Origin of the sequence: Streptomyces mirabilis, assembly GCF_039503195.1 — a bacterium.
Classification (GTDB): Bacteria; Actinomycetota; Actinomycetes; order Streptomycetales; family Streptomycetaceae; genus Streptomyces; species Streptomyces mirabilis_D.
In genome coordinates this window covers 8066444-8086024 of sequence record NZ_JBCJKP010000001.1, presented here as the reverse complement: position 1 = coordinate 8086024, position 19581 = coordinate 8066444, and the positions used below count along the sequence as shown (strand labels likewise).

General features: G+C 70.8%; 21 protein-coding genes. 11 read left to right on the top strand and 10 right to left on the bottom strand.

From position 1 onward, the window contains the following. Positions 1-34: 34 nt before the first annotated feature. Genes AAFF41_RS36725 through AAFF41_RS36715 form a run of 3 tightly spaced genes read left to right on the top strand, consistent with a single transcriptional unit; the run spans position 35 to position 3661 of the window. Complete coding sequence (locus AAFF41_RS36725; protein ID WP_425526261.1) at positions 35-1531, top strand: IucA/IucC family protein; 1497 nt, start codon at positions 35-37, stop codon at positions 1529-1531. A gap of 49 nt (positions 1532-1580) precedes the next feature. Continuing rightward, on the top strand, positions 1581-2846 hold the full coding sequence (locus AAFF41_RS36720; protein ID WP_319752377.1) for a VWA domain-containing protein: 1266 nt from the start codon (positions 1581-1583) through the stop codon (positions 2844-2846). Beyond that, positions 2846-3661: a hypothetical protein gene (locus AAFF41_RS36715; RefSeq protein ID WP_319752376.1), complete on the top strand. Its 816-nt coding sequence runs from the start codon at positions 2846-2848 to the stop codon at positions 3659-3661. The genes AAFF41_RS36720 and AAFF41_RS36715 overlap by 1 nt, the downstream gene beginning before the upstream one ends. A 129-nt stretch (positions 3662-3790) precedes the next feature. Here AAFF41_RS36715 and AAFF41_RS36710 read toward each other — a convergent pair whose 3' ends face one another. Both AAFF41_RS36710 and AAFF41_RS36705 read right to left on the bottom strand, forming a co-directional pair. Further along, complete coding sequence (locus tag AAFF41_RS36710; protein ID WP_319752375.1) at positions 3791-4177, bottom strand: hypothetical protein; 387 nt, start codon at positions 4175-4177, stop codon at positions 3791-3793. Positions 4178-4281: 104 nt separating this feature from the next. Beyond that, on the bottom strand, positions 4282-4917 hold the full coding sequence (locus tag AAFF41_RS36705; protein WP_343325294.1) for a winged helix-turn-helix transcriptional regulator: 636 nt from the start codon (positions 4915-4917) through the stop codon (positions 4282-4284). 85 nt (positions 4918-5002) lie between these two features. Between AAFF41_RS36705 and AAFF41_RS36700 the strand changes: the two genes are divergently transcribed. The 4 genes from AAFF41_RS36700 (at position 5003) to AAFF41_RS36685 (ending at position 8185) form a co-directional block, all read left to right on the top strand. Continuing rightward, positions 5003-6211 carry a pyridoxal phosphate-dependent aminotransferase gene (locus AAFF41_RS36700; RefSeq protein WP_319752373.1) on the top strand — a complete coding sequence of 403 codons (1209 nt, stop codon included), beginning with the start codon at positions 5003-5005 and terminating at the stop codon, positions 6209-6211. Between the two features lie 90 nt (positions 6212-6301). Next, entirely contained in the window at positions 6302-6901 is a 600-nt protein-coding gene (locus AAFF41_RS36695; RefSeq protein WP_319752372.1) for a histidine phosphatase family protein, read from the top strand. A gap of 151 nt (positions 6902-7052) precedes the next feature. Beyond that, entirely contained in the window at positions 7053-7682 is a 630-nt protein-coding gene (locus tag AAFF41_RS36690) for a hypothetical protein (RefSeq protein WP_319752371.1), read from the top strand. Between the two features lie 80 nt (positions 7683-7762). Continuing rightward, positions 7763-8185: an acyl-CoA thioesterase gene (locus AAFF41_RS36685; protein ID WP_319752370.1), complete on the top strand. Its 423-nt coding sequence runs from the start codon at positions 7763-7765 to the stop codon at positions 8183-8185. Between the two features lie 21 nt (positions 8186-8206). Here the strand turns inward: AAFF41_RS36685 and AAFF41_RS36680 are convergent, their stop codons facing one another. After that, positions 8207-8608, bottom strand: a complete 402-nt coding sequence (locus AAFF41_RS36680; protein WP_319752369.1) for a winged helix-turn-helix transcriptional regulator — start codon at positions 8606-8608, stop codon at positions 8207-8209. A gap of 112 nt (positions 8609-8720) precedes the next feature. Here AAFF41_RS36680 and AAFF41_RS36675 point away from each other — a divergent pair, with 112 nt between their 5' ends. Together AAFF41_RS36675 and AAFF41_RS36670 are read left to right on the top strand one after the other, a co-directional pair. Next, entirely contained in the window at positions 8721-10220 is a 1500-nt protein-coding gene (locus AAFF41_RS36675; protein ID WP_319752368.1) for an MFS transporter, read from the top strand. A 158-nt stretch (positions 10221-10378) separates the two neighbouring features. Beyond that, on the top strand, positions 10379-11206 hold the full coding sequence (locus AAFF41_RS36670) for a chitosanase (RefSeq protein WP_343325293.1): 828 nt from the start codon (positions 10379-10381) through the stop codon (positions 11204-11206). Between the two features lie 65 nt (positions 11207-11271). On the opposite strand, the gene AAFF41_RS36665 is transcribed toward AAFF41_RS36670, so the two are convergent. The 7 genes from AAFF41_RS36665 to AAFF41_RS36635 form a co-directional block, all read right to left on the bottom strand. Beyond that, on the bottom strand, positions 11272-12669 hold the full coding sequence (locus AAFF41_RS36665; RefSeq protein ID WP_319752366.1) for a nucleobase:cation symporter-2 family protein: 1398 nt from the start codon (positions 12667-12669) through the stop codon (positions 11272-11274). Positions 12670-12936: 267 nt separating this feature from the next. Next, positions 12937-14325 (bottom strand): 8-oxoguanine deaminase, encoded by a 1389-nt coding sequence (locus AAFF41_RS36660; RefSeq protein ID WP_319752365.1) that lies wholly within the window; start codon positions 14323-14325, stop codon positions 12937-12939. Between the two features lie 119 nt (positions 14326-14444). Continuing rightward, positions 14445-15392: a factor-independent urate hydroxylase gene (gene pucL / locus AAFF41_RS36655; RefSeq protein ID WP_319752364.1), complete on the bottom strand. Its 948-nt coding sequence runs from the start codon at positions 15390-15392 to the stop codon at positions 14445-14447. 5 nt (positions 15393-15397) lie between these two features. After that, the gene (gene uraH / locus AAFF41_RS36650; protein ID WP_319752363.1) at positions 15398-15796 is read right to left on the bottom strand and encodes a hydroxyisourate hydrolase; all 399 of its coding nucleotides are present in this window, start codon (positions 15794-15796) and stop codon (positions 15398-15400) included. Further along, positions 15793-16308 (bottom strand): 2-oxo-4-hydroxy-4-carboxy-5-ureidoimidazoline decarboxylase, encoded by a 516-nt coding sequence (gene uraD, locus AAFF41_RS36645; protein ID WP_343325292.1) that lies wholly within the window; start codon positions 16306-16308, stop codon positions 15793-15795. Before uraD ends, uraH begins: the two co-directional genes overlap by 4 nt. A gap of 133 nt (positions 16309-16441) precedes the next feature. Continuing rightward, a complete protein-coding gene (locus AAFF41_RS36640; protein WP_054237052.1) occupies positions 16442-16810 on the bottom strand; it encodes a helix-turn-helix domain-containing protein in 369 nt (122 codons plus the stop codon). Next, entirely contained in the window at positions 16807-17058 is a 252-nt protein-coding gene (locus AAFF41_RS36635) for a YkoF family thiamine-binding protein (protein ID WP_054237051.1), read from the bottom strand. The genes AAFF41_RS36640 and AAFF41_RS36635 overlap by 4 nt, the downstream gene beginning before the upstream one ends. Positions 17059-17245: 187 nt before the next feature. On the opposite strand from AAFF41_RS36635, the gene AAFF41_RS36630 reads away from it, so the two are divergent. Both AAFF41_RS36630 and AAFF41_RS36625 read left to right on the top strand, forming a co-directional pair. Next, the gene (locus AAFF41_RS36630; protein ID WP_217570930.1) at positions 17246-18103 is read left to right on the top strand and encodes a TIM barrel protein; all 858 of its coding nucleotides are present in this window, start codon (positions 17246-17248) and stop codon (positions 18101-18103) included. Positions 18104-18147: 44 nt separating this feature from the next. Continuing rightward, a complete protein-coding gene (locus AAFF41_RS36625; protein ID WP_319752361.1) occupies positions 18148-19074 on the top strand; it encodes a 2-hydroxy-3-oxopropionate reductase in 927 nt (308 codons plus the stop codon). Positions 19075-19581: the final 507 nt, after the last annotated feature.

Genomic DNA, 19581 nt, shown 5'->3' with positions numbered 1-19581 from the left:
CGACGCGCAGTCCCCGTACGCAAGGAGCCCGACCGTGCACCGTCCCCCCACGCCCGACGCCGAGGCGGCGCTCGCCGACGAGCTGAGCGCCGTACGCCCCGCCCTCGTGGCGTCGTACGCGGCCGGGCTCCCCGGTGCCCGGGCGGCCGTGCTGAGCCGTCTGTGGCGTGCGCTGGCGTATGAGCCGATGCCGTGGATCGCGCGCCGCGAACCGGGGGCCGACGGGCTCACGCTCCACCTCACCGACGGACGCCGGCTGCACGGCCCGCGCCCGGATCCGTACGCGACCACCTCGTACGTCACCGAGGTCCGGCTGGACAACACGGTGTACGAGCGTCCGGCGCGGCTCATGACGGCCCTCGGCGTACCGCACGCGACCGCCTTCGCCGTCGAGCTCGACGACAGTGTCGCCTCGTTGGCGCTGTCGCGCGCGAACCAGCCCGCTGTCGACCATGAGCCCCTCGCCGGCTGGGAGTGGGAGCAGCGAGTGGTCGACGGGCATCCGTACCACCCCAACTGCCGTTCCCGGCCCGGGTTCTCGGTGTCCGAGCAGCTCGCCTACGGGCCGGAGCACCGGCCGGTCGTGGAACTCGGCCTGGTGGGCGCGGACGACTGTCTGGTCCGGGGTGAGTGGCCCAAGTGGCTGCGGGACGAGGACCGTTTCCTGATCCCCGTCCACCCCTGGCAGCTGGCGCACGTACTGCGCACCACGCCCCAGGAGGCAGTCCCCGCACACCCGTTGATGTCGCTGCGCACCCTCGCCCTGCCCGACGGACCGCACGTCAAGACCGCGCTGAGCGCCCGGCTGACCTCCTCTCTGCGGGACATCTCGGTCTACTCGATCGAGACGTCGGCGACGGTGTCGGCGTTCGCGGAGGGCATGGCGGCCCGTACGGACGGCCTGCTGCACGTCACCCGCACCCTGGGCGCCGTCACGGCCCACTCCCCCGCCCTGGCGGCGGTGCTGCGCGAGTCCCCGGACGTGTACGCGCACCCGGGCGAGCGCGTTCTGCCCGTGGCCGCCCTCGCCACCACCGAGCTGCCCCGATCGGCCGCCTGGCTGGCCGACTTCACCCGCCTCGCGCTCACCGTCTGTATGCGGCTGCTCGACCTGGGGGTGGCCCTGGAGGCGCACGGGCAGAACCTCCTGGTCGTACTGGACGCCACCGGCGCCCCGGTCCGGCTCGTCTACCGCGATCTGGCCGACATCCGCGTGAGCCCGGCCCGGCTGGCCCGGCACGGCATCCCGGCCCCGGCGCTCTCCGGACGGATCGTCACGGACGACGTGACCACCCTGCGCCGCAAGATGTTCGGCTCGCTGATCGGCGGCACGCTGGGGGCGACGGCCTGTTCGTCGGCCGTACTGCGGGAGGTCCTGGAGACCGTCGTACGGGATCTGCCGCGCACCCCGGACCTGGCGGTCCTGCTCGACGAGCCGCTGCCGACCAAGGCGTTGAGCCTGATGCGGCTGTCTCCCGAGACTCCGGGGGACATCTGGGCGCAGCTTCCCAACCCGTTCGCCACCCAATAGTTCGTAGATCGTTTTGAAGCCCGGCACCTTTGCTCCATAGGATCCTGCGATGATCACAAGACAACGGCTGGCGGCAGGAGTCTGCGCCCTGCTCGCCGCCCTGACGGCCGGGATCGCCTTCCCGACCGGAGCGGTCGCCGACGAAACGGCGGAGCAGGCCGCTCCCAAGGTCGAACTCGTGCTGGACGTCAGCGGTTCGATGCGGGCGCGCGACATAGACGGCGGGTCGCGCATGTCCGCGGCGAAGCAGGCGTTCAACGAGGTGCTCGACGCGACACCCGAGGAGGTCCAGCTCGGCATACGGACCCTCGGCGCCAACTACCGCGGCAACGACCGCAAAACGGGCTGCAAGGACACCGCCCAGCTGTACCCGGTGGGCACGCTGAACCGAACGGAGGCGAAGACCGCCGTCGCGACGCTCACGCCCACCGGCTGGACGCCGATCGGTCCCGCGCTGCTCAAGGCGGCCGGCGACCTCGACGGCGGCAACGGCACCCGGCGGATCGTGCTCATCAGTGACGGCGAGGACACCTGCCAGCCCCTCGACCCGTGCGAGGTGGCTCGCGAGATCGCCGCCAAGGGCATCGGGCTCACCATCGACACCCTCGGGCTCGTGCCCGACGCCAAGACCCGCGACCAGCTCAGCTGCATCGCGGACGCGACGGGGGGCACGTACACCTCGGTCCAGCACAAGGAAGAACTCACCGACCGTGTCGGTCAGTTGGTAAAGCGCGCAGCCGACCCGGTGGTGACGCCGGTCGCCGTGGAGGGCGCCACCGCCTGCACGACTGCCCCGACGCTGAAGTCCGGGCTGTACACGGACCGCGAGGAGTTCGGGCAGCACCGCTACTACCGCGTGGACGTCAAGCCGGGCCAGGAGCTCCGCGCCTCGGTGAGCGTCGCGGCCGACCGCGAGGTCAACCCGGACTACGGGGTGTTGCTGCGCGCCGTCACCGTGCACGGACGTGAGATCGTGCGGGGCGAGGCGGCGGGCAACGGCCGTACCGACGTCATCTCGACCGGTCTGCGCTATCCCAAGGCCAAGAGCGACGACGAGAACGCCCCCGCCGAGACCGTGTGTCTTCAGGTGTCCAACTCCTTCTCGGCGGCGAGCGGCGTGAAGACCACGCCGGGCATGCCGGTGGAACTGACGGTCGACGTCGTGGACGGGCCGGACCAGGCAAGCGACGTGGCCTCCTTCGGCCTCGGCCGCGGCTGGTGGCTGCTCGGCGCCCTCGTGCTCACCGGCTTCCTTGCGGGTGTGCTGTGGGGCTGGGTCTCGCGCCTGCGGATCGCGGTCTGGAGGACCAACTGATGCGTGTCAGAAGAGTGTTGAGCACCGCCCTGCTGCTGCTCGGGATCGCCGCGGCGCCCGCCGCGGCCGACTCCTCGCCCTCCGCGAGCCCCTCGGGCGACAGCGCCGCGCCGACCCAGGCCGGCACGTCGTTCCGTACGGCAACCGAGATCAAGCAGGGCCGGCAGGCCACCGCCAGCGGGTCCACGGGCGACTATCTGTACTGGTCGTTCCCCGCGGACTCCGGGCAGCGGCCCACCGTGAAGGCGACGGTGAAGCTCCCGGAGGCCTCCACGCGGCACGCCGGCCAGACCTGGCAGCTCGACGTCTACGACGGGCTGCGACGCCGTCAGGCCTGCCAGTACGGGGCACAGACACGGACGGCGGCACAGGACGCGGCCTCCGTGGAACTGGCCTGCACCCTGCGCACGGTCCGATCCTGGTCGGAGACCTGGGCCAACGACCCGCTGCCGGGCACCTACTACGTCCGGCTGACCGTCACCGGGCTGCAGGCCTCCGACCTGGGTCTGCCGGTCGCGGCCGAGGTCAAGGTCGACTCCAAGGACGTCGGCGGGTCGGCGGCGGTGGACGGTTCGCTGGCGAAGCCGCTGGTGCCGGGCATCGCGACGAGCGCCGGGAAGTCCGACTCCGGCTCCGGTTCGTCGACGGCCGCGCTGTCGTCCATCGAGCCCGACGACGGCTGGGCCTCCGGCTGGTGGTCCGACCGCTGGGTGTGGACCGCGATCGGCGGCATCCTCGCGGCGCTCGCGGGGATCGGCGGGTACGCGTTGACCCGGGGGTCGGGACGGCCTTCCCGGGTGCCGCCGGGTGCGTAGGCACACGTAGGCGCCCATGACGGCTGCGTGACGGCGAAGGCCCGCCGTGCCCCCTCGGCACGGCGGGCCTCGTCCCCCGCCCGGGTTCCGGTCCGGTGCGGTGCTGGGTGGCGCGTTGCGAGTGGTGCGCTACCAGCAGGCCGGGAGCGTGTTGGTCTCGCTGCCGATGGCGGTGTCCTTCATCCAGCCGTACTCCCCGTTGTCGGCCTCGGTCCACTCCCAGCGGTAGGGATGCGGGCCGCCCACGTACTCGTCCTGGTTGCCGCCGTCGTAACGGCACTGGAACCAGCTCGGGTTGGAGTACATGTAGCCGACGATGCGGCTGGAGTCCGGGTAGAACCGGGCCAGGTCCTTGGAGCCGTAGACCGGGGCGCCGGAGCGGTTGTTGCACCACCAGTGGCTCCCGCCGTACCAACAGCCGCTCGCGGCGGACGCGGAAGGTGCGGCGGCGGTCCCGAGACCGACGGCGAGCGCCGCGGCACTGAACAGCACCGCCAGAGGCTTCTTGATACGCATGCGAGTCACCCTGTGGCGGCCGCCCCGCCGCCCGCAATGTTTTCGAGCGCGCTGGAAGTGTCTGGCGCGAGCGGCACACGACGGCTACGGGAACCGTACCGGTGTCACTCCCCGCGCAGCACCTTGGCCAGAGTGCCCTCCCCCGTGACCTCGATCCGTCCCGCGCGCACCGCGTCCAGCACGGTCGAGGTCCCGCGGCTCACATCGGTGCAGGTTCCGGTGTCCAGGCTCAGCCGGACGTCCGGCTCCTCAGGTGCGGGCCCGTCGCCGTACACGGGCCCCTCCTCGGCGCCCAGCCACACATGGAACTCCCCCTCCTCCAGACAAACTTCGACCAGCCCTTCACCGCCCTCCCCCGCCAGGCCCCGCAGCAGCGGCAGCGCGAACCAGTGCACCCGTACGGCGTCCGTGGCCCCGCGCTCGCCCAGCGAGGGCGCGCCCCACTCGCCGAGCGCCTGCAGCACGGGCAGCAACTCGCGCCCCCGGCCGGTGAGTTCGTAGACGTACGCGGCGCCCGGCGGCGGCAGTCGGCGCCGGGTCGTCAGTCCGTCGCGCTCCATGTCCTTGAGGCGGGAGGCGAGAACGTCCGTGCTCACGCCCGGCAGATCCGCGTGCAGATCGGTGTAGCGGCGCGGGCCGCCGAGCAGCTCGCGGACGATCAGGAGGGTCCAGCGGTCACCGACGGCGTCGAGCGCGCGGGCCGCGGAACAGTACTGGTCGTAGCTTCGGCGAGGTGACATGCGACGCAGTCTAGACATGTTGTTGGACTTTCCAAGCACTCACTTGGTAAAACCAAGCAACACCACGAACCGGAGGACACAGCGCATGGAGTTCCGGCAGTCGAGCAAGCTCAGCGAGGTCTGTTACGAGATCCGCGGCCCGGTGATCGAGCAGGCCGACGCACTGGAGGCGGCAGGCCACAGCGTGCTGCGCCTCAACACCGGCAACCCCGCGCTCTTCGGTTTCGAGGCGCCGGAGGAGATCCTCCAGGACATGATCCGGATGCTGCCGCAGGCGCACGGCTACACCGACTCGCGCGGCATCCTCTCCGCCCGCCGCGCGGTCGCCCAGCGCTACCAGGAACGGGGCCTCGATGTCGGCGTGGACGACGTCTTCCTCGGCAACGGCGTCTCCGAACTGGTCTCCATGGCGGTCCAGGCGCTGGTGGAGGACGGCGACGAAGTCCTCATCCCCGCCCCGGACTTCCCACTCTGGACGGCCGTCACGACCCTCGCGGGCGGCAAGGCCGTCCACTACCTCTGCGACGAACAGTCGGACTGGTACCCGGACCTGGCCGACATGGAGTCGAAGATCACCGACCGCACCCGCGCGGTCGTCATCATCAACCCCAACAACCCGACCGGCGCGGTCTACCCCCAGGAGATCATCGAGGGCATCCTCGACCTCGCCCGCCGGCACGGCCTGATGGTCTTCGCGGACGAGATCTACGACCAGATCCTGTACGACGACGCGGTCCACCACTCGGCCGCGGCGCTCGCTCCCGACCTGGTGGTCCTCACCTTCTGCGGCCTGTCCAAGACGTACCGGGTGGCGGGCTTCCGCTCGGGCTGGCTGGTGGTGACGGGCCCCAAGCAGCACGCCCGCAACTACCTGGAGGGCCTGACCATGCTGGCCTCCATGCGGCTGTGCCCCAACGCGCCCGCCCAGTACGCCATCCAGGCCGCGCTCGGCGGCCGCCAGTCCATCCACGAACTGACCGCGCCCGGCGGTCGCCTCCACGAACAGCGCAACCGCGTCTGGGAGAAGCTCAACGAGATCCCGGGCGTCTCCTGCGTCAAGCCCAAGGGCGCCCTGTACGCCTTCCCCCGCATCGACCCCGAGGTCCACGAGATCCACGACGACGAGAAGTTCGTCCTGGACCTCCTCCTCCGCGAGAAGATCCAGGTCGTCCAGGGCACCGGCTTCAACTGGCCCCGCCCCGACCACTTCCGCATCCTCACCCTCCCGCACGCCGACGACCTGGACGCGGCGATCAGCCGGATCGGACGGTTCCTGGGCGGGTATCGACAGTAGGGCCGCCGTATGGCGCACTCCGGCCTGCGGACCCCCGGGGGCGATGACACCGTACGGAAGGAGTGACAGGACCGGAGAAGGGTGTCGGGCATGGGTGACCTGATCCTCGTGCGGCACGGCGAGACCGAGTGGTCCCTGTCCGGGCGGCACACCGGATCGACCGACATCCCGCTGACGGAGAACGGTCGCGAGCAGGCCAAGCGGCTGGCCCCGCTGGTCGCCTCGCACCACATCGCGGCGGCCTTCGTGAGCCCGATGCAACGGGCGCGGGAGACGGCGCGGCTGGCCGGGGTCGAGGGGGCACGGGTGGACGCGGACCTGTGCGAGTGGGACTACGGCGGGTACGAAGGGGTCACGACCGTGGAGATCCACCGGACCCGGCCCGACTGGTTCCTGTTCGACGACGGGGTCGCGCCCGGGCCGCCGGAGCATCCCGGGGAAAGCCCGGAGCAGGTCGGGGCGCGGGCGGAGCGGGTGCTCGCCAAGGTCGACGCGGCGCTCGCCGAGGCGGAGGGCAGCGTCGTCCTCATCTCCCACGGGCACTTTCTGCGGGTGCTGACCGCGCGGCGGCTGGGGCTGCGGGCTTCGGACGGCGCGTTGTTCCAGCTCGCCACCGGGACGGTGAGCCGGCTGAGCACCGAGCATCGGCGGCATGTCGTGGCCAGCTGGAATGTCAGACCCCCGTCGTAGTCTTCGAGTGTCTTCGAGTGGGTTCCAGCGGGCCGGGGACGGGGTCGGCCCAGGGGACGTCGTGCTTCGGCTGCGGGCCGGTGGGGGCCGTTCGCGCGGTTCCCCGCGCCCTGACGGGGCGCTGCGGCGATGCAGGGAAAGGGGTGCCGTCATGACACGACCGCCGACCGTCGCGCAGCGGCGTGTCATCGATGCGGCGGACCCGGTGACCGGGCGGCTGAAGGGGACGGACGCGCAGCTCGCCGCGCTGGTGAAGCGGGGGCTCGCCTTCCGGCACCCGCGTCCGCCGCACGACCATTTCCTGACGCCCGCCGGGCACCGGATACGGGAGGCGCCGGAGCCGACGGCGGCCCCTGAGCCTCCCGCCGCCCCCGCCGACTCGGGCGTGTTCACGGCACGGATCGGCGGCGAGGAGAACGCCGTTGGCGGCCCCTCCCGCACACGCGAGGTGCACAGTGCCTGGCAGGGGCTGCTGGAGCTGCGGCGGATGACCCATCCGGACGGGGCGGTGGACCGCCCGTGCGGATGGGAACGTACGCATCTGGTGCAGGCCGCCGCGCTCGCTCTGGAGGCCGCCGGGCACCGCCCCGCGGCAGGGGAAGGCCCCGGCTATCGGGTGCGGGCGACTCCGCAGCCGGAGGCCGTCGCCGTGCGCGAGCCGGACGCCGAGGCGCTGCGGGCCTGCGCGGCCACGCTGGAGAAGGCGGGCTGGCAGGTCGGCGAGTACACGGAGCCGCGTACGGGGGCGCGGTATGTGCTGGCCTCACCCCGGCGGGCGTGAGGTCCCTCGGCCCCCTGCCACCCCTCAGTAGAGTGGCGCCCGTTCCAGCCGTCGTACACACGATCGAAGAAGGGAATGTCGTGGCTGAGCCGTTTTCCGTGCCCGTGACCGTCCGCGGGTACGAGACCGACATCCAGGGTCATCTGAACCAGAGCGTGTATCTGCAGTACGCCGAACACGCCCGCTGGTGCTTACTCGACGCGGCCGGGATAGGCCAGACCGATCTGATGTCCAAGGGTGTGGGACCGGTGACCCTGGAGACGACGATCCGCTATCTGCGGGAGTTGCGTGCGGGGGACCGGACCGAGGTGACCTGCGCGTTCACCTGGGGTGAGGGCAAGACCTACCGGATCGGGCAGACGATACGGAAGGCGGACGGCACGGTGGCCGCCGAGTTCACCGCGGTGGGTGGGCTGCTGGACCTCAAGGAGCGCAAGTTGGTCGCGGACCCCCGCGTGTACTTCCGCGCGCTGGCCGCGGATCCGGGCGTCTTCGGCCTCTGAGCCCACCCCGCGTGGCGTGGTCTACGCGTCCAGCAACTCCGGGCTGTGCTGGGCGTCGTAAGCCGCGCGCGACTCGGCGATCGTGACGCGGTGCCGCTCCGCCCAGTCCGTGAGAGACAGCAGGGTGGCGTGCAACTCCTCGGCCACCGGAGTGAGTTCGTACTCGACCTTGGGCGGGACCATCGGGTGGACGGTACGGGTGAGGAGTCCGTCGCGCTCCAGATTGCGCAGCGTCAGGGTGAGCATGCGGCGGCTGATGCCCTCGATGCTGCGCTCCAGTTCGGTGAAGCGGATCGGGCCGTGTGCGGCGGCCACGATGATCTGCACGCTCCATTTCCCGGCGACCCTGTCAAGAACCTCGCGGACCGGGCACGCCTGCGTGTGCACGACCTGCGGGGTAACACCGGTGTTCCCTTGGGACATTGAGGTGCCTCCTTATGCCGATCTCCATGGTCACTCACGATGAACCCCGTTACAAGTCGTGCACCTATGGAAGCGCGGCGCACACGTGGTCGCACACATGGAGGTCGTCGTCATGCCGTTCCGGACCGAGTCACCGTCCGAACCGCCGGTCCCCCGACCGTACTCCCGCTGGGCCTCGCTCGCCGTTCTGTGCGCGGGCACCCTGATGACGATCCTGGACGGGAACATCGTCACGGTCGCGATGCCCGCGATCCAGAGTGATCTGGGGTTCTCGGGGCCGGGGCTCGCCTGGGTGGTGAACGCGTATCTGATCCCGTTCGGGGGGCTGTTGCTGCTCGTGGGCCGGCTCGGGGACCTCGTGGGGCGCAGGCGGATGTTCGCCGCCGGGCTCACGGTGTTCACGGCGGCGTCCGTGCTGTGCGGGGTCGCCACCGGCCGGGGCCTGCTGGTCGCGGCCCGCGCCCTGCAGGGTGTCGGCGGGGCGATGACCTCGGCCGTCGTCCTCGGCATGCTGATCGCACTCTTCCCCGAACCGCGTGAACAGGCCCGCGCCATCGCGGTGTTCAGCGCGGTCGGCGCGGCGGGCGGGGCGCTCGGCACCTTCCTCGGCGGGGCGCTGACCCAGACGGTCGGCTGGCACTGGATCTTTCTGATCAACCTGCCGATCGGAGTGGTCGCGTGGCTCGCCGCGATCCGGATCCTCGCCCCGGACCGGGGAGTCGGGCTCGGCAAGGGCGCAGACTATCCGGGAGCGACGCTGGTCACGGGCGCGCTGATGCTGACGGTGTACACGATCGTCGGCGCCGGCGACCGGAATCCGGGGACCACGCTCGCACTGGCCGTGCTCTCACTCGGCCTCTACGTCGGCTTCTTCCTGCGTCAGGCGCGGGCCGCCCGTCCGCTGCTGCGGCTGCGGCTCTTCCACTCCCGCGCCCTGAGCGGCGCCAACGGGGTGCAGATCCTGATGGTCGCGGGGATGTTCGGCTTTCAGTACATCGGTGCGCTCTACCTCCAACGCGTGCTCGGGTGCAGCGAGTTGGCCACCGGCACCGCCTTCCTCCCCGCGCCGATCGCGATCGGGGTGCTGATGCTGACCCTGTCCGCGCGGACGATCGCCCGGTTCGGTCCGTACCGGGTGCTGCTCGCCGGGCTCGTCCTGATCACCGGAGGCATGGCCCTGCTGAGCCGGGCCCCGGCCGACGGCTCGTACGTCGCCGACGTACTGCCGGCGATGCTGCTGCTCGCCGCCGGTTTCGCGGCCGCGATGCCCGCGGTGACGGGGCTCGCCATGACGGGCGCCCGGGAGGAGGACGCGGGACTGGCCTCCGGGCTCTTCAACACCACGCAGGTGGTGGGCGGTTCGCTGGGCCTGGCCGTGCTGACGACGCTGGCGGCGAGTCGTACGGAGCGGCTGGCCGGTGGGGGCGCGGGGGCCGTGGCGGCCCTGGCGGACGGTTACCGGCTGGCGTTCACGGTGGCCACGGGGATCGCGCTGGCGGCCCTGGTCCTGGCGGCGGCGATCCTGCGGCCGGGGCGGGCACACGCCCCGCATGTCTCCCCCGCCCGGTCCGAGCGATGGACGACGCGCCTTTCCCCTCGCGACCGGTCCTGACCAGGACTGCACGCTCAGCTCCTGCCCCAGGGGCACCCGGCAGCCATGTCAGGAGTGCCAACTCGGCCTCGCCAGGCGGGTGTACGCCGTCCGGAATCTCTGGTAGGAAACTTTCCTAACAGTACGTGGACGCAACACTCCCCTCAATCGGAGGTACCGTGCACACCCCCCACGCAGGTCCCCAGCTCCACACCTCACGGCGCACACTGCTCACGCTGATCGGAGCCTCGCTGGTGGCAGGCCCCCTCCTCGCGACCCAGTCCCAGGCCGCCGCCTCCGGCGGCCTGGACGACCCGGCGAAGAAGGAGATCGCCATGAAGCTGGTCTCCAGCGCGGAGAACTCCTCGCTGGACTGGAAGGCGCAGTACAAGTACATCGAGGACATCGGTGACGGGCGCGGCTACACGGCCGGCATCATCGGCTTCTGTTCGGGCACCGGCGACATGCTGGACCTGGTCGAGCTGTACACCCAGCGCAAGCCCGGCAACGTCCTCGCCAAGTACCTGCCCGCCCTGCGCAAGGTGAACGGCAGCGACTCCCACCAGGGCCTGGACCCCGGCTTCCCCGCCGACTGGCGCAAGGCCGCCCAGGACACCGCGTTCCAGCAGGCCCAGAACGACGAGCGGGACCGGGTCTACTTCAACCCCGCCGTCGCCCAGGGCAAGACCGACGGCATCGGCGTCCTCGGCCAGTTCACGTACTACGACGCCATCGTGATGCACGGCGACGGCGGCGACAGCACCAGCTTCAGCAACATCCGCAGGCGTGCCCTGGCCAAGGCCAAGCCGCCGGCCCAGGGCGGCGACGAGGTGACGTATCTGAACGCCTTCCTCGACGCGCGCGTCTGGGCGATGAAGCAGGAGGAGGCCCACTCCGACACCACCCGCGTCGACACCGAACAGCGGGTGTTCCTGCAGAAGCGGAACCTGAACCTCGACCCGCCACTGAACTGGAAGGTGTACGGGGACAGCTACCACATCGGCTGAGACCGAGACCCGGCCCCCGGGGCGCGGATCACCCGGCCCCGGGGCGTGGATCCTGACCCGGACCGCTACGCGCCCACCACCGCGGGGCCGGGACCGGTGCGCCGGTCCACGATCTCCTCGCCCGGCTCCATCGGGGCCGTGACCTCGTCGTCGTCCCGGTGTCGGCCCAGGTGGTTGAAGACGAGGTTGAGCAGGACGGCCGCCAAGCACCCCGTGGAGATCCCCGAGTCCAGGACGATCCGCGCGGTCTGGGGGAACGCGTGATAGAAGTGCGGCGCGGTGATCGGGATGATCCCGACGGCCAGCGACACGGCGACGATCAGGACGTTGTTGTCCTTCTCCAGGCCGGCCCTGACCAGGGTCTGGATGCCGCTGGCCGCGACCGAGCCGAACAGGACGACGCCCGCCCCGCCGAGGACCGGGCGCGGTACGACGGCGATCAGCGACGCGGCCATCGGGCACAGGCCCATCAGCACCAGGAATCCACCGCCGGTGGCGACGACGTACCGGCTGCGGATCCGTGTCATCGCGACCAGCCCGATGTTCTGCGCGAAGGCACTGCACATGAAGCCGTTGAAGAGCGGGCTGAGGGCCGAGCCGAGAGTGTCCGCGCGCAGGCCCGCCGCGATGGTCCGCTCGTCGGCCGGACGCTCGACGATCTCCCCCAACGCCAGCATGTCCGCGGTCGATTCGGTCATCGAGACCACCATGACCACGCACAGCGAGAGGATCGCGGCGAGCTGGAACTGCGGGGCGCCGAAGTGGAACGGGGTCGGGAAGCCGACCACGTCCGCGTCGGTCACCGGACCGAAGTCCGTGACGCCGAACGGGATCGCCACCAGCGTGCCGATGACCAGGCCGAGCAGCACGGCGATCTGCTTGACGAAACCGCGGGTGAAGCGGCGCAGCAGCAGCACGAGCACGAGCGTGGCCGCCGCGAGGCCCAGGTAGGTCGGCGAACCGTAGTCGTGCGCCGCGGGATCGGGTCCCTGCGCCCAGCCGAAGGCGACCGGCAGCAGCGAGACACCTATGAGGGTGATGACGGTGCCGGTGACGACGGGCGGGAAGAAGCGGACGGCCTTGCTGAAGAAGGGGGCCGCCACGAAGCCCAGGACGCCCGCGACCATCACCGCGCCGAAGATGATCGGCAGGGCGTCGGACCTGTCCTTGGTGGAGGCGACGACGGCGGTCATGGGGGCGACGCCCGCGAAGGTGACGCCGTTGACGAACGGCAGCCTCGCTCCGATCTTCCAGAAGCCGAGGGTCTGGAGAAAGGTGGCGAGGCCCGCGGTGAACAGGCAGGCGCCGGTGAGGAAGGTCAGCTCGGTGGGGGACAGACCGACGGCGGCGCCGACGATCAGGGGTGGGGCGACGACTCCCGCGTACATGGCGGCCACGTGTTGCAGACCCGTGGTGGCCATCTTGAGTGCGGGCAGTTTCTCGTCGACGGGGTGGGCGGTCACGGCGGCTCCTCCGGGCGGGTAACACGTCGGCTCTGACGTGGGTTTCAGGAGGTGGTGCGCGGTCGTGCGGGACCGGGGGACGGAAGGCCCCAAAAGGGGCGAGGGTGACCGTTCCGGGGCGCGCACGTCCATGCACGCCCCGGAGACGGCCGCCATGGACCCCGCTCGGGTCCACGGCTACCGGCCGAGGGCCGTCCCCCTCAGCCGGAGATCAAGTGCCGGACGGGTCCAAGTGCCCTTACGGCCCAAGGAGATTGCGTACGGCGATCAGGCCTGCGCGGCGATCCGCGCGAGGCGCTGCGCCTCCTCCCGCGTGGCGCGGGCGATGGCGTCCTCGTCGACGTGCAGGAGCCGGCCGTTCTCCACCACCGGCTCGCCGCCCACGAGCGAGAGCGTGACCGGGGCCGCCGCGCCGAAGACCAGCGCGGTCACCGGGTCGGCGATCGATGCGTGCGCGAGGGTGTCCAGCTTCCACAGCACGAGGTCGGCGAGCTTGCCCGGCTCCAGGGAACCGATCTCCGCCGCCCTGCCCAGGACCTGGGCGCCGCCGTAGGTGCCAAGGCGCAGCGCCTGACGGGCGTTCAGGGCGGCTTCCCGGTGGGCGCCGAGGCGGTTGATGAGGAGGGCGTTGCGCAGTTCGGTGTGGAGTTCGCCGGACTCGTTCGAGGCGGTGCCGTCGACGCCGAGGCCGACCGGGACGCCGGCCGCGAGCATGTCCGGGACGCGGGCGATGCCGGCCGCGAGACGGGCGTTGGACGAGGGACAGTGGGCGACACCGGTCTTCGTACGGGCGAAGGCGGCGATGTCGGAGTCGTTCATGTGGACGCAGTGCGCCATCCACACGTCCTCGCCGAGCCAGCCGGTGGACTCGAAGTACTCGGTCGGGCCCATGCCGAACAGTTCCTTGCAGAACTGCTCCTCCTCCACGGTCTCCGAGCCGTGCGTGTGCAGTCGTACGCCCTTGCGGCGGGCCAACTCGGCGCCCTGACGCATGAGTTCGGTGGAGACGGAGAAGGGCGAGCAGGGCGCGACGGCCACCTGGGTCATGGCGCCGAAGGAGGGGTCGTGGTGCTCGTCGACGGTCGCCTCGGTGGCGGCGAGGGCACCTTCGAGGGTCTCGACGGCGAAGTCCGGCGGCAGACCGCCGTCCTTCTCGCTGCGGTCCATGGAGCCGCGGGCGAGGGTGAAGCGGACGCCCATCCCGCGGGCGGCCCGGATGATGGCGCCGGACAGGTCGCCGGAGCCCTGCGGGAAGACGTAGTGGTGGTCCATGGCGGTGGTGACGCCGCCGCGGGCCATCATGGCGAGGGAGCCCTGCGCGGCGGCGGACACCATCCGCTCGTCGATGCGCGCCCAGGTCGGGTAGAGCGCGACGAGCCAGTTGAACAGGTTGTGGTCGGTGGCCAGGCCGCGGGTGATCCACTGGTAGAAGTGGTGATGGGTGTTGACCAGGCCGGGGGTCACGAGGTGGCCCGTGGCGTCGATACGGCGTACGACGTTCTCCAGGCTCTCCGGGGCCCCGCCCGCGCCGAGCGACTCGATGCGGTTGTCCGCGACGACGACATGGCCCGAGGCGTACTCGGTGTCGCCCGCGTCCACCGTCGCGATCGCACAGTTCTCGATGACGATACGCCGGACTTCTGCCGATGCTGCCATGGTGCGTCCTTCTTCGTTTCGAGGGGTGGGCACGGCAGGACCCTAGGAGGTTTGAGTGCCGCGGCTGTCGACGCCACGGGTGCCGAAGGAGGGGCCTTCGCCAGGCCTCGGAGGTTGACTCAGAGGTTGGTGAGGTCCACCGGGATGTGCGGCTCGCAGCCCTCGCGCAGGATGGTGGCCTCGATCAGTCCGTAAGGCCGGTCGGCCGCGAAGTACACCTCGTTGTCGTTCTCGAGCCCGAACGGCTTGAGGTCAACGAGGAAATGGTGCTTGTTGGGAAGGGAGAAGCGGACCTCGTCGATCTCGCTGCGGTTCTCGATGATCCGCGAGCCCATCTGATAGAGGGTCTGCTGCAGCGACAGGGAGTAGGTCTCCGCGAAGGCCTGGAGCATGTGCTTCCTGACCTGGTCGTAGGACTTCTCCCAGTTGGGCATCTTCTGCTCGTCGCCGGTCCAGTTGAAGCGCCAGCGGCCGGAGACCTGGGTGGCCAGGATGCGGTCGTACGCCTCGGGGAGCGTCGTGTACTTGTCCTTGACGTAGCCCCAGAACTCGGAGTTCGTCGAGTTCATCACGACGAGGTCCTTCAGCCCCGAGATGACCTCCCACGACGAGCCGTCATAGGTGATCTGGGTGACCCGGGTCTCCTGGCCCTTGCGCACGAAGGAGTGCTTGACGTCGTCGGCGCCGATGAACCTGGAGTTGGCGTCGGAGGTCTCGATGCGCTCCCAGGCGTACTCCTCGATGCGGATGCGCGCCGTCTTGATCGGCTCCTGCGAGGTCACGAAGTGCCGGGCGAGGTGGATGCCGAACTGTTCGGCGGACTCGATGCCGTGCTCCTTGGCGAAGGCGTACACCGTGTTCTTGGTGGTGTCCGTCGGCAGGACGTTCGCGTTGGAGCCCGAGTAGTGGACCTCTTCCATGTCGCCGCTCAGCGCCACGGACACGTTCAGGTCCTTGATGTGGTGCGTCGCCCCGTCGCGGGTGATCTTCACGACGCGGTTCTCGGCCTTGCCGTACTGGTTCTGCCCCAGCATCACAGGGCGACCGCGGTGGGAATGGTCGGTCATGTCTGCTAGCTCCCTCGGTAAACGGAGTAGCCGAACGGGTTGAGCAGCAGCGGTACGTGGTAGTGCTCGCCCGGCCTGACGGCGAAGGTGATGGTCACCTCGGGGAAGAACACTCCGCTCGCACCGCTGTCCCGATTCGCGGGGGCGTCCTGCTGCGCATCGGCTTGCTTCTTCTCGAAGTACGCCTCGACCTCGAAGTCGAGCCGTACGTGGGTCGTCCCCTCCGGCAGCGCCGGGAGGTCCTTGCACCGCCCGTCCGCGTCGGTCGCGGAGCCGCCGAGCTCCCGCCAGTCCGCCGTGCGGCCGCAACGGGCCGCGAGCCGGACGGCGACGCCCTCGGCGGGGCGTCCGACGCTGGTGTCCAGGATGTGCGTGGACACGGATGCGGTGGTGTCGGTGCTCATACGTTCTCCTCCTCCACGAGACGGGCCAGCCGGATGCGGTTGATCTTGCCCAGTTCGGAGCGGACGATCTCGCGCTCCTGCTCGGGCGAGTTGCCGATCCGTTCCTTGACCGCGTCGCGCATCTGCTCGCCGGTCCGGCCGGTGGCGCAGATCAGGAAGACATGGCCGAACCTCTCCTGGTACGCCAGGTTCAATTCGAGCATCTCCTCCTTGAGCTCCGCGGAGGCACCGGTCATGCCGCGCTGCTCCCGGGAGGAGGTGGGGTCCCCGGGCCTCGGCCGCCCGATCGGCGGGTGCCCCGCCATCGCCTCCGCCAGGTCCTCGGCGGTCAGCTCGGCCATGGCGGCGTCGCTCGCGGCGAAGAGGTCGTCGGGGGTGGTGTACGGGCGGTGGGCGAGCAGGGTGCGCACCCAGGCCGTCGACGCGCACGCCTCGCGGAGGGCGGCGTGGGCCGCGTGCTCCTCCAGGGCGTTGAACCGGGCGAGGCCGCCGGGTGTCGTACTCGAAGTCACGGGAAGCCTCCGTGGCCTTGTGCTGGACGGGCTGCGGCTAGCTAACGCCCTCGGAAACACCACGTCAACACTTTGTTGAAAAATCGAGGTAACAACCGACGCCCCGCGCGAGGCGACAACCGCCGCCCGGCGCTCAGGCCTCCTTCTCGCGGTTCAGGTAGTTGTAGACGGTGAAGCGGCTGACGCCCAGCGCGCTCGCCACCGTCTCCACGCCGTGCCGCACCGAGAAGGCTCCGCGGGCCTCGAGCACCCGAACGACCTCCTGCTTGGACTTGCGGTCGAGGTCGGCCAGCGGCTTGCCCTGCTTGCGCTCCAGGGCGACCAGGATGTGATCGAGCGAGTCGGCCAGCTGCGGCAGCCGTACGGCGACCACGTCCACACCCTCCCAGGAGAGCACGACGTCATCGGGGCCGGCCCGGTCGGGCGCCACCATCTCGCCCCCCATGGCGTCGACCAGCGGCTTGACCGCCGCGACGAAGGGGTCGTCTCCGATACCGGTCACTTATCGCCCTCCCCGACCGCGTTCACCTGCAGCGAGACCCTGGTGGCGCCGGCCGCCAGAGCCCGGCGCAGCAGCGCGTCGACCGCGGTGAGCACCGCGTCCGCGTCCCCCTCGGCGGTGTTGCCGAACGGGCCGACGTCCACGGCGTCCAGTTCGGCCGCCTCGATGACCTCGCGGGCGACCAGCGCGTGCGGGGGCGCCTCGTCGAGGTCGAAGGGCTCGGTCGTGAACTCCACTCTCAATCGCACGCGCTCAACCTACTGCGCGGTGCCGATTTTCCGGCAGCCCCCCTCTTGACAAGCCTCGACACCCGGCGGCAGTCTTCCATTAAGCAGAAACGAAATTCCGCAATACGGAATTCACGTCTCGACTCTCGCCGGCGACCGTCTCGACACGGAGGCGAACGTCTCGACACGGAAGGGAGCGCCGAGCCACATGCCGGGTTCCGAATGGGGCACAGCCACCGAGCAACGCTTCAACGTCAACCTGTCGATCCTCTTCACCGAACTCCCGCTCCTGGAGCGCCCCGCGGCCGCCGCCGCGGCGGGCTTCACCGCGGTCGAGCTGTGGTGGCCCTGGGTCGACTCCCCCACCCCGGAGCGGTCCGAACTCGACGCCTTGAAGAAGGCGATCGAGGACGCGGGCGTCCAGCTGACGGGGCTGAACTTCTACGCCGGACAGCTGCCCGGCCCCGACCGGGGCGCGCTGTCGATCCCCGGCGCCGAGTCGGAGAGGTTCCGCGCCAACATCGACGTGGCGGCCGACTTCGCGCGGTCGCTGGGCTGCAAGGCCCTCAACGCGCTGTACGGCAACCGTGTCGAGGGCGTGGAGGCGGCCGAGCAGGACGCGCTCGCGCTGGAGAACCTGGTCCTCGCGGCGCGGGCCGCCGACCGGATCGGCGCGATCCTCCTGATCGAGACCCTCAACCAGCCCGAGTCGCCGCTCTATCCCCTGGTGAGCGCCCCGGCGGGAGTCGCCGTCGTCGACAGGGTCAACGAGGCGACCGGCCTCGGCAACGCCAGGTTCCTCATGGACCTGTACCACCTGTCCATGAACGGCGAGGACCTGCCGTCGGTGATCGAGCGGTACGCCGCGAAGACCGGCCACGTGCAGATCGCCGACAATCCCGGGCGCGGCGCCCCGGGCACCGGGACCCTGCCCCTGGAGGACCTGCTCGGCCGGCTGAGGAAGGCCGGCTACGAGGGCTGGGTCGGCCTGGAGTACAAGCCGGGCGACCGTCCGAGCGCGGCGGCCTTCGACTGGCTGCCGGCCGAGGCCCGAGCCGCCCGCTGAGCGGCAACTCATCGACGTATCACAGCAGTCAGAGAGGCACCCTCATGAGCAGCACTCTTGCAGATTCTTCCCACCCGAACCGCCCGGCCCGTCCGGCGGTCGCCTGGATCGGTCTCGGCATCATGGGCTCCCCCATGTCGGAGAACCTGGTCAAGGCCGGGTACGACGTCACCGGGTTCACGTTGGAGCAGGACAAGCTGGAGCGCCTCGCCGCCGCGGGCGGTACGGCCGCCGGCTCGATCGCCGAGGCCGTGCGGGACGCCGACGTGGTGATCACGATGGTGCCCGCCTCCCCGCAGGTCGAGGCCATCGCGTACGGCCCCGACGGCATCCTGGAGAACGCGAGGTCCGGCGCGCTGCTGATCGACATGTCGTCGATCACCCCGCAGACCTCCATCGACCTCGCGAAGGCGGCCGCCGCGAAGGGGATCCGGGTTCTGGACGCTCCCGTGTCCGGCGGCGAGGCCGGGGCGATCGAGGCCGTGCTGTCGATCATGGTCGGCGGCGAGCAGGCCGACTTCGACGAGGCCGAGCCGCTCTTCGAGGCGCTCGGCAAGACCATCGTGCTCTGCGGTCCGCACGGCTCCGGCCAGACCGTGAAGGCCGCGAACCAGCTGATCGTCGCCGTGAACATCCAGGCGTGCGCCGAGGCCGTGGTCTTCCTGGAGAAGTCCGGCGTGGACCTGAAGGCCGCGCTCGACGTCCTGGGCGGCGGGCTCGCCGGCTCCACCGTACTGACGCGGAAGAAGGACAACTTCCTGAACCGCGACTTCAAGCCGGGCTTCCGCATCGACCTGCACCACAAGGACCTGGGCATCGTCACGGACGCCGCCCGCACGGTCGGCGCCGCGCTGCCGGTGGGCGCCGTGGTCGCCCAGCTCGTCGCCTCCCTGCGCGCCCAGGGCGACGGCGGCCTCGACCACTCGGCCCTCCTCCGCTCCGTGGAACGCCTCTCGGGCGCACAACTCTGACGAGCCCGCCCCGGCACGAGGGGCACGGCCCCGACACGGCGGTCAAGGCCCGTACGTCGGGCGCGACCGGTGCATCGGGCGCAGCCCGACACGACAGGCGCAGCCCCGGCACACCGGGCGCGGCCCCGATGTCCCGGGCACAGCCCGACACGACGGGCACAGCCCCGGCACACCGGACGCGGCCCGACGGCCTCGGATGCAGCCCCGGTGCATGGACCGGGCGCGGCCCCGGCACCTCGGGCACAGCCCCGCACGATGGGCACGGCCCGGTCGCAGCGGGCGCGGTCCTTACGTCGGGCGCGGCCCGAGGCCTCGGCGCGGCCCGCCGCGTCGACCGCAGCCCACGATGTGTCCGGCGCAGCCCCGACGGCCTCGGGGTGGTTCTGAGACTTCCGGGTGGTGTCGTCGCTGACACCTGTCCTGTCGCGCCCAAGCGGTGGCGCCACCCGGAACCCGACCCACTTCAACAACCTGTTGACGTTCGGAACGCCCCAAACCTAGGCTCCA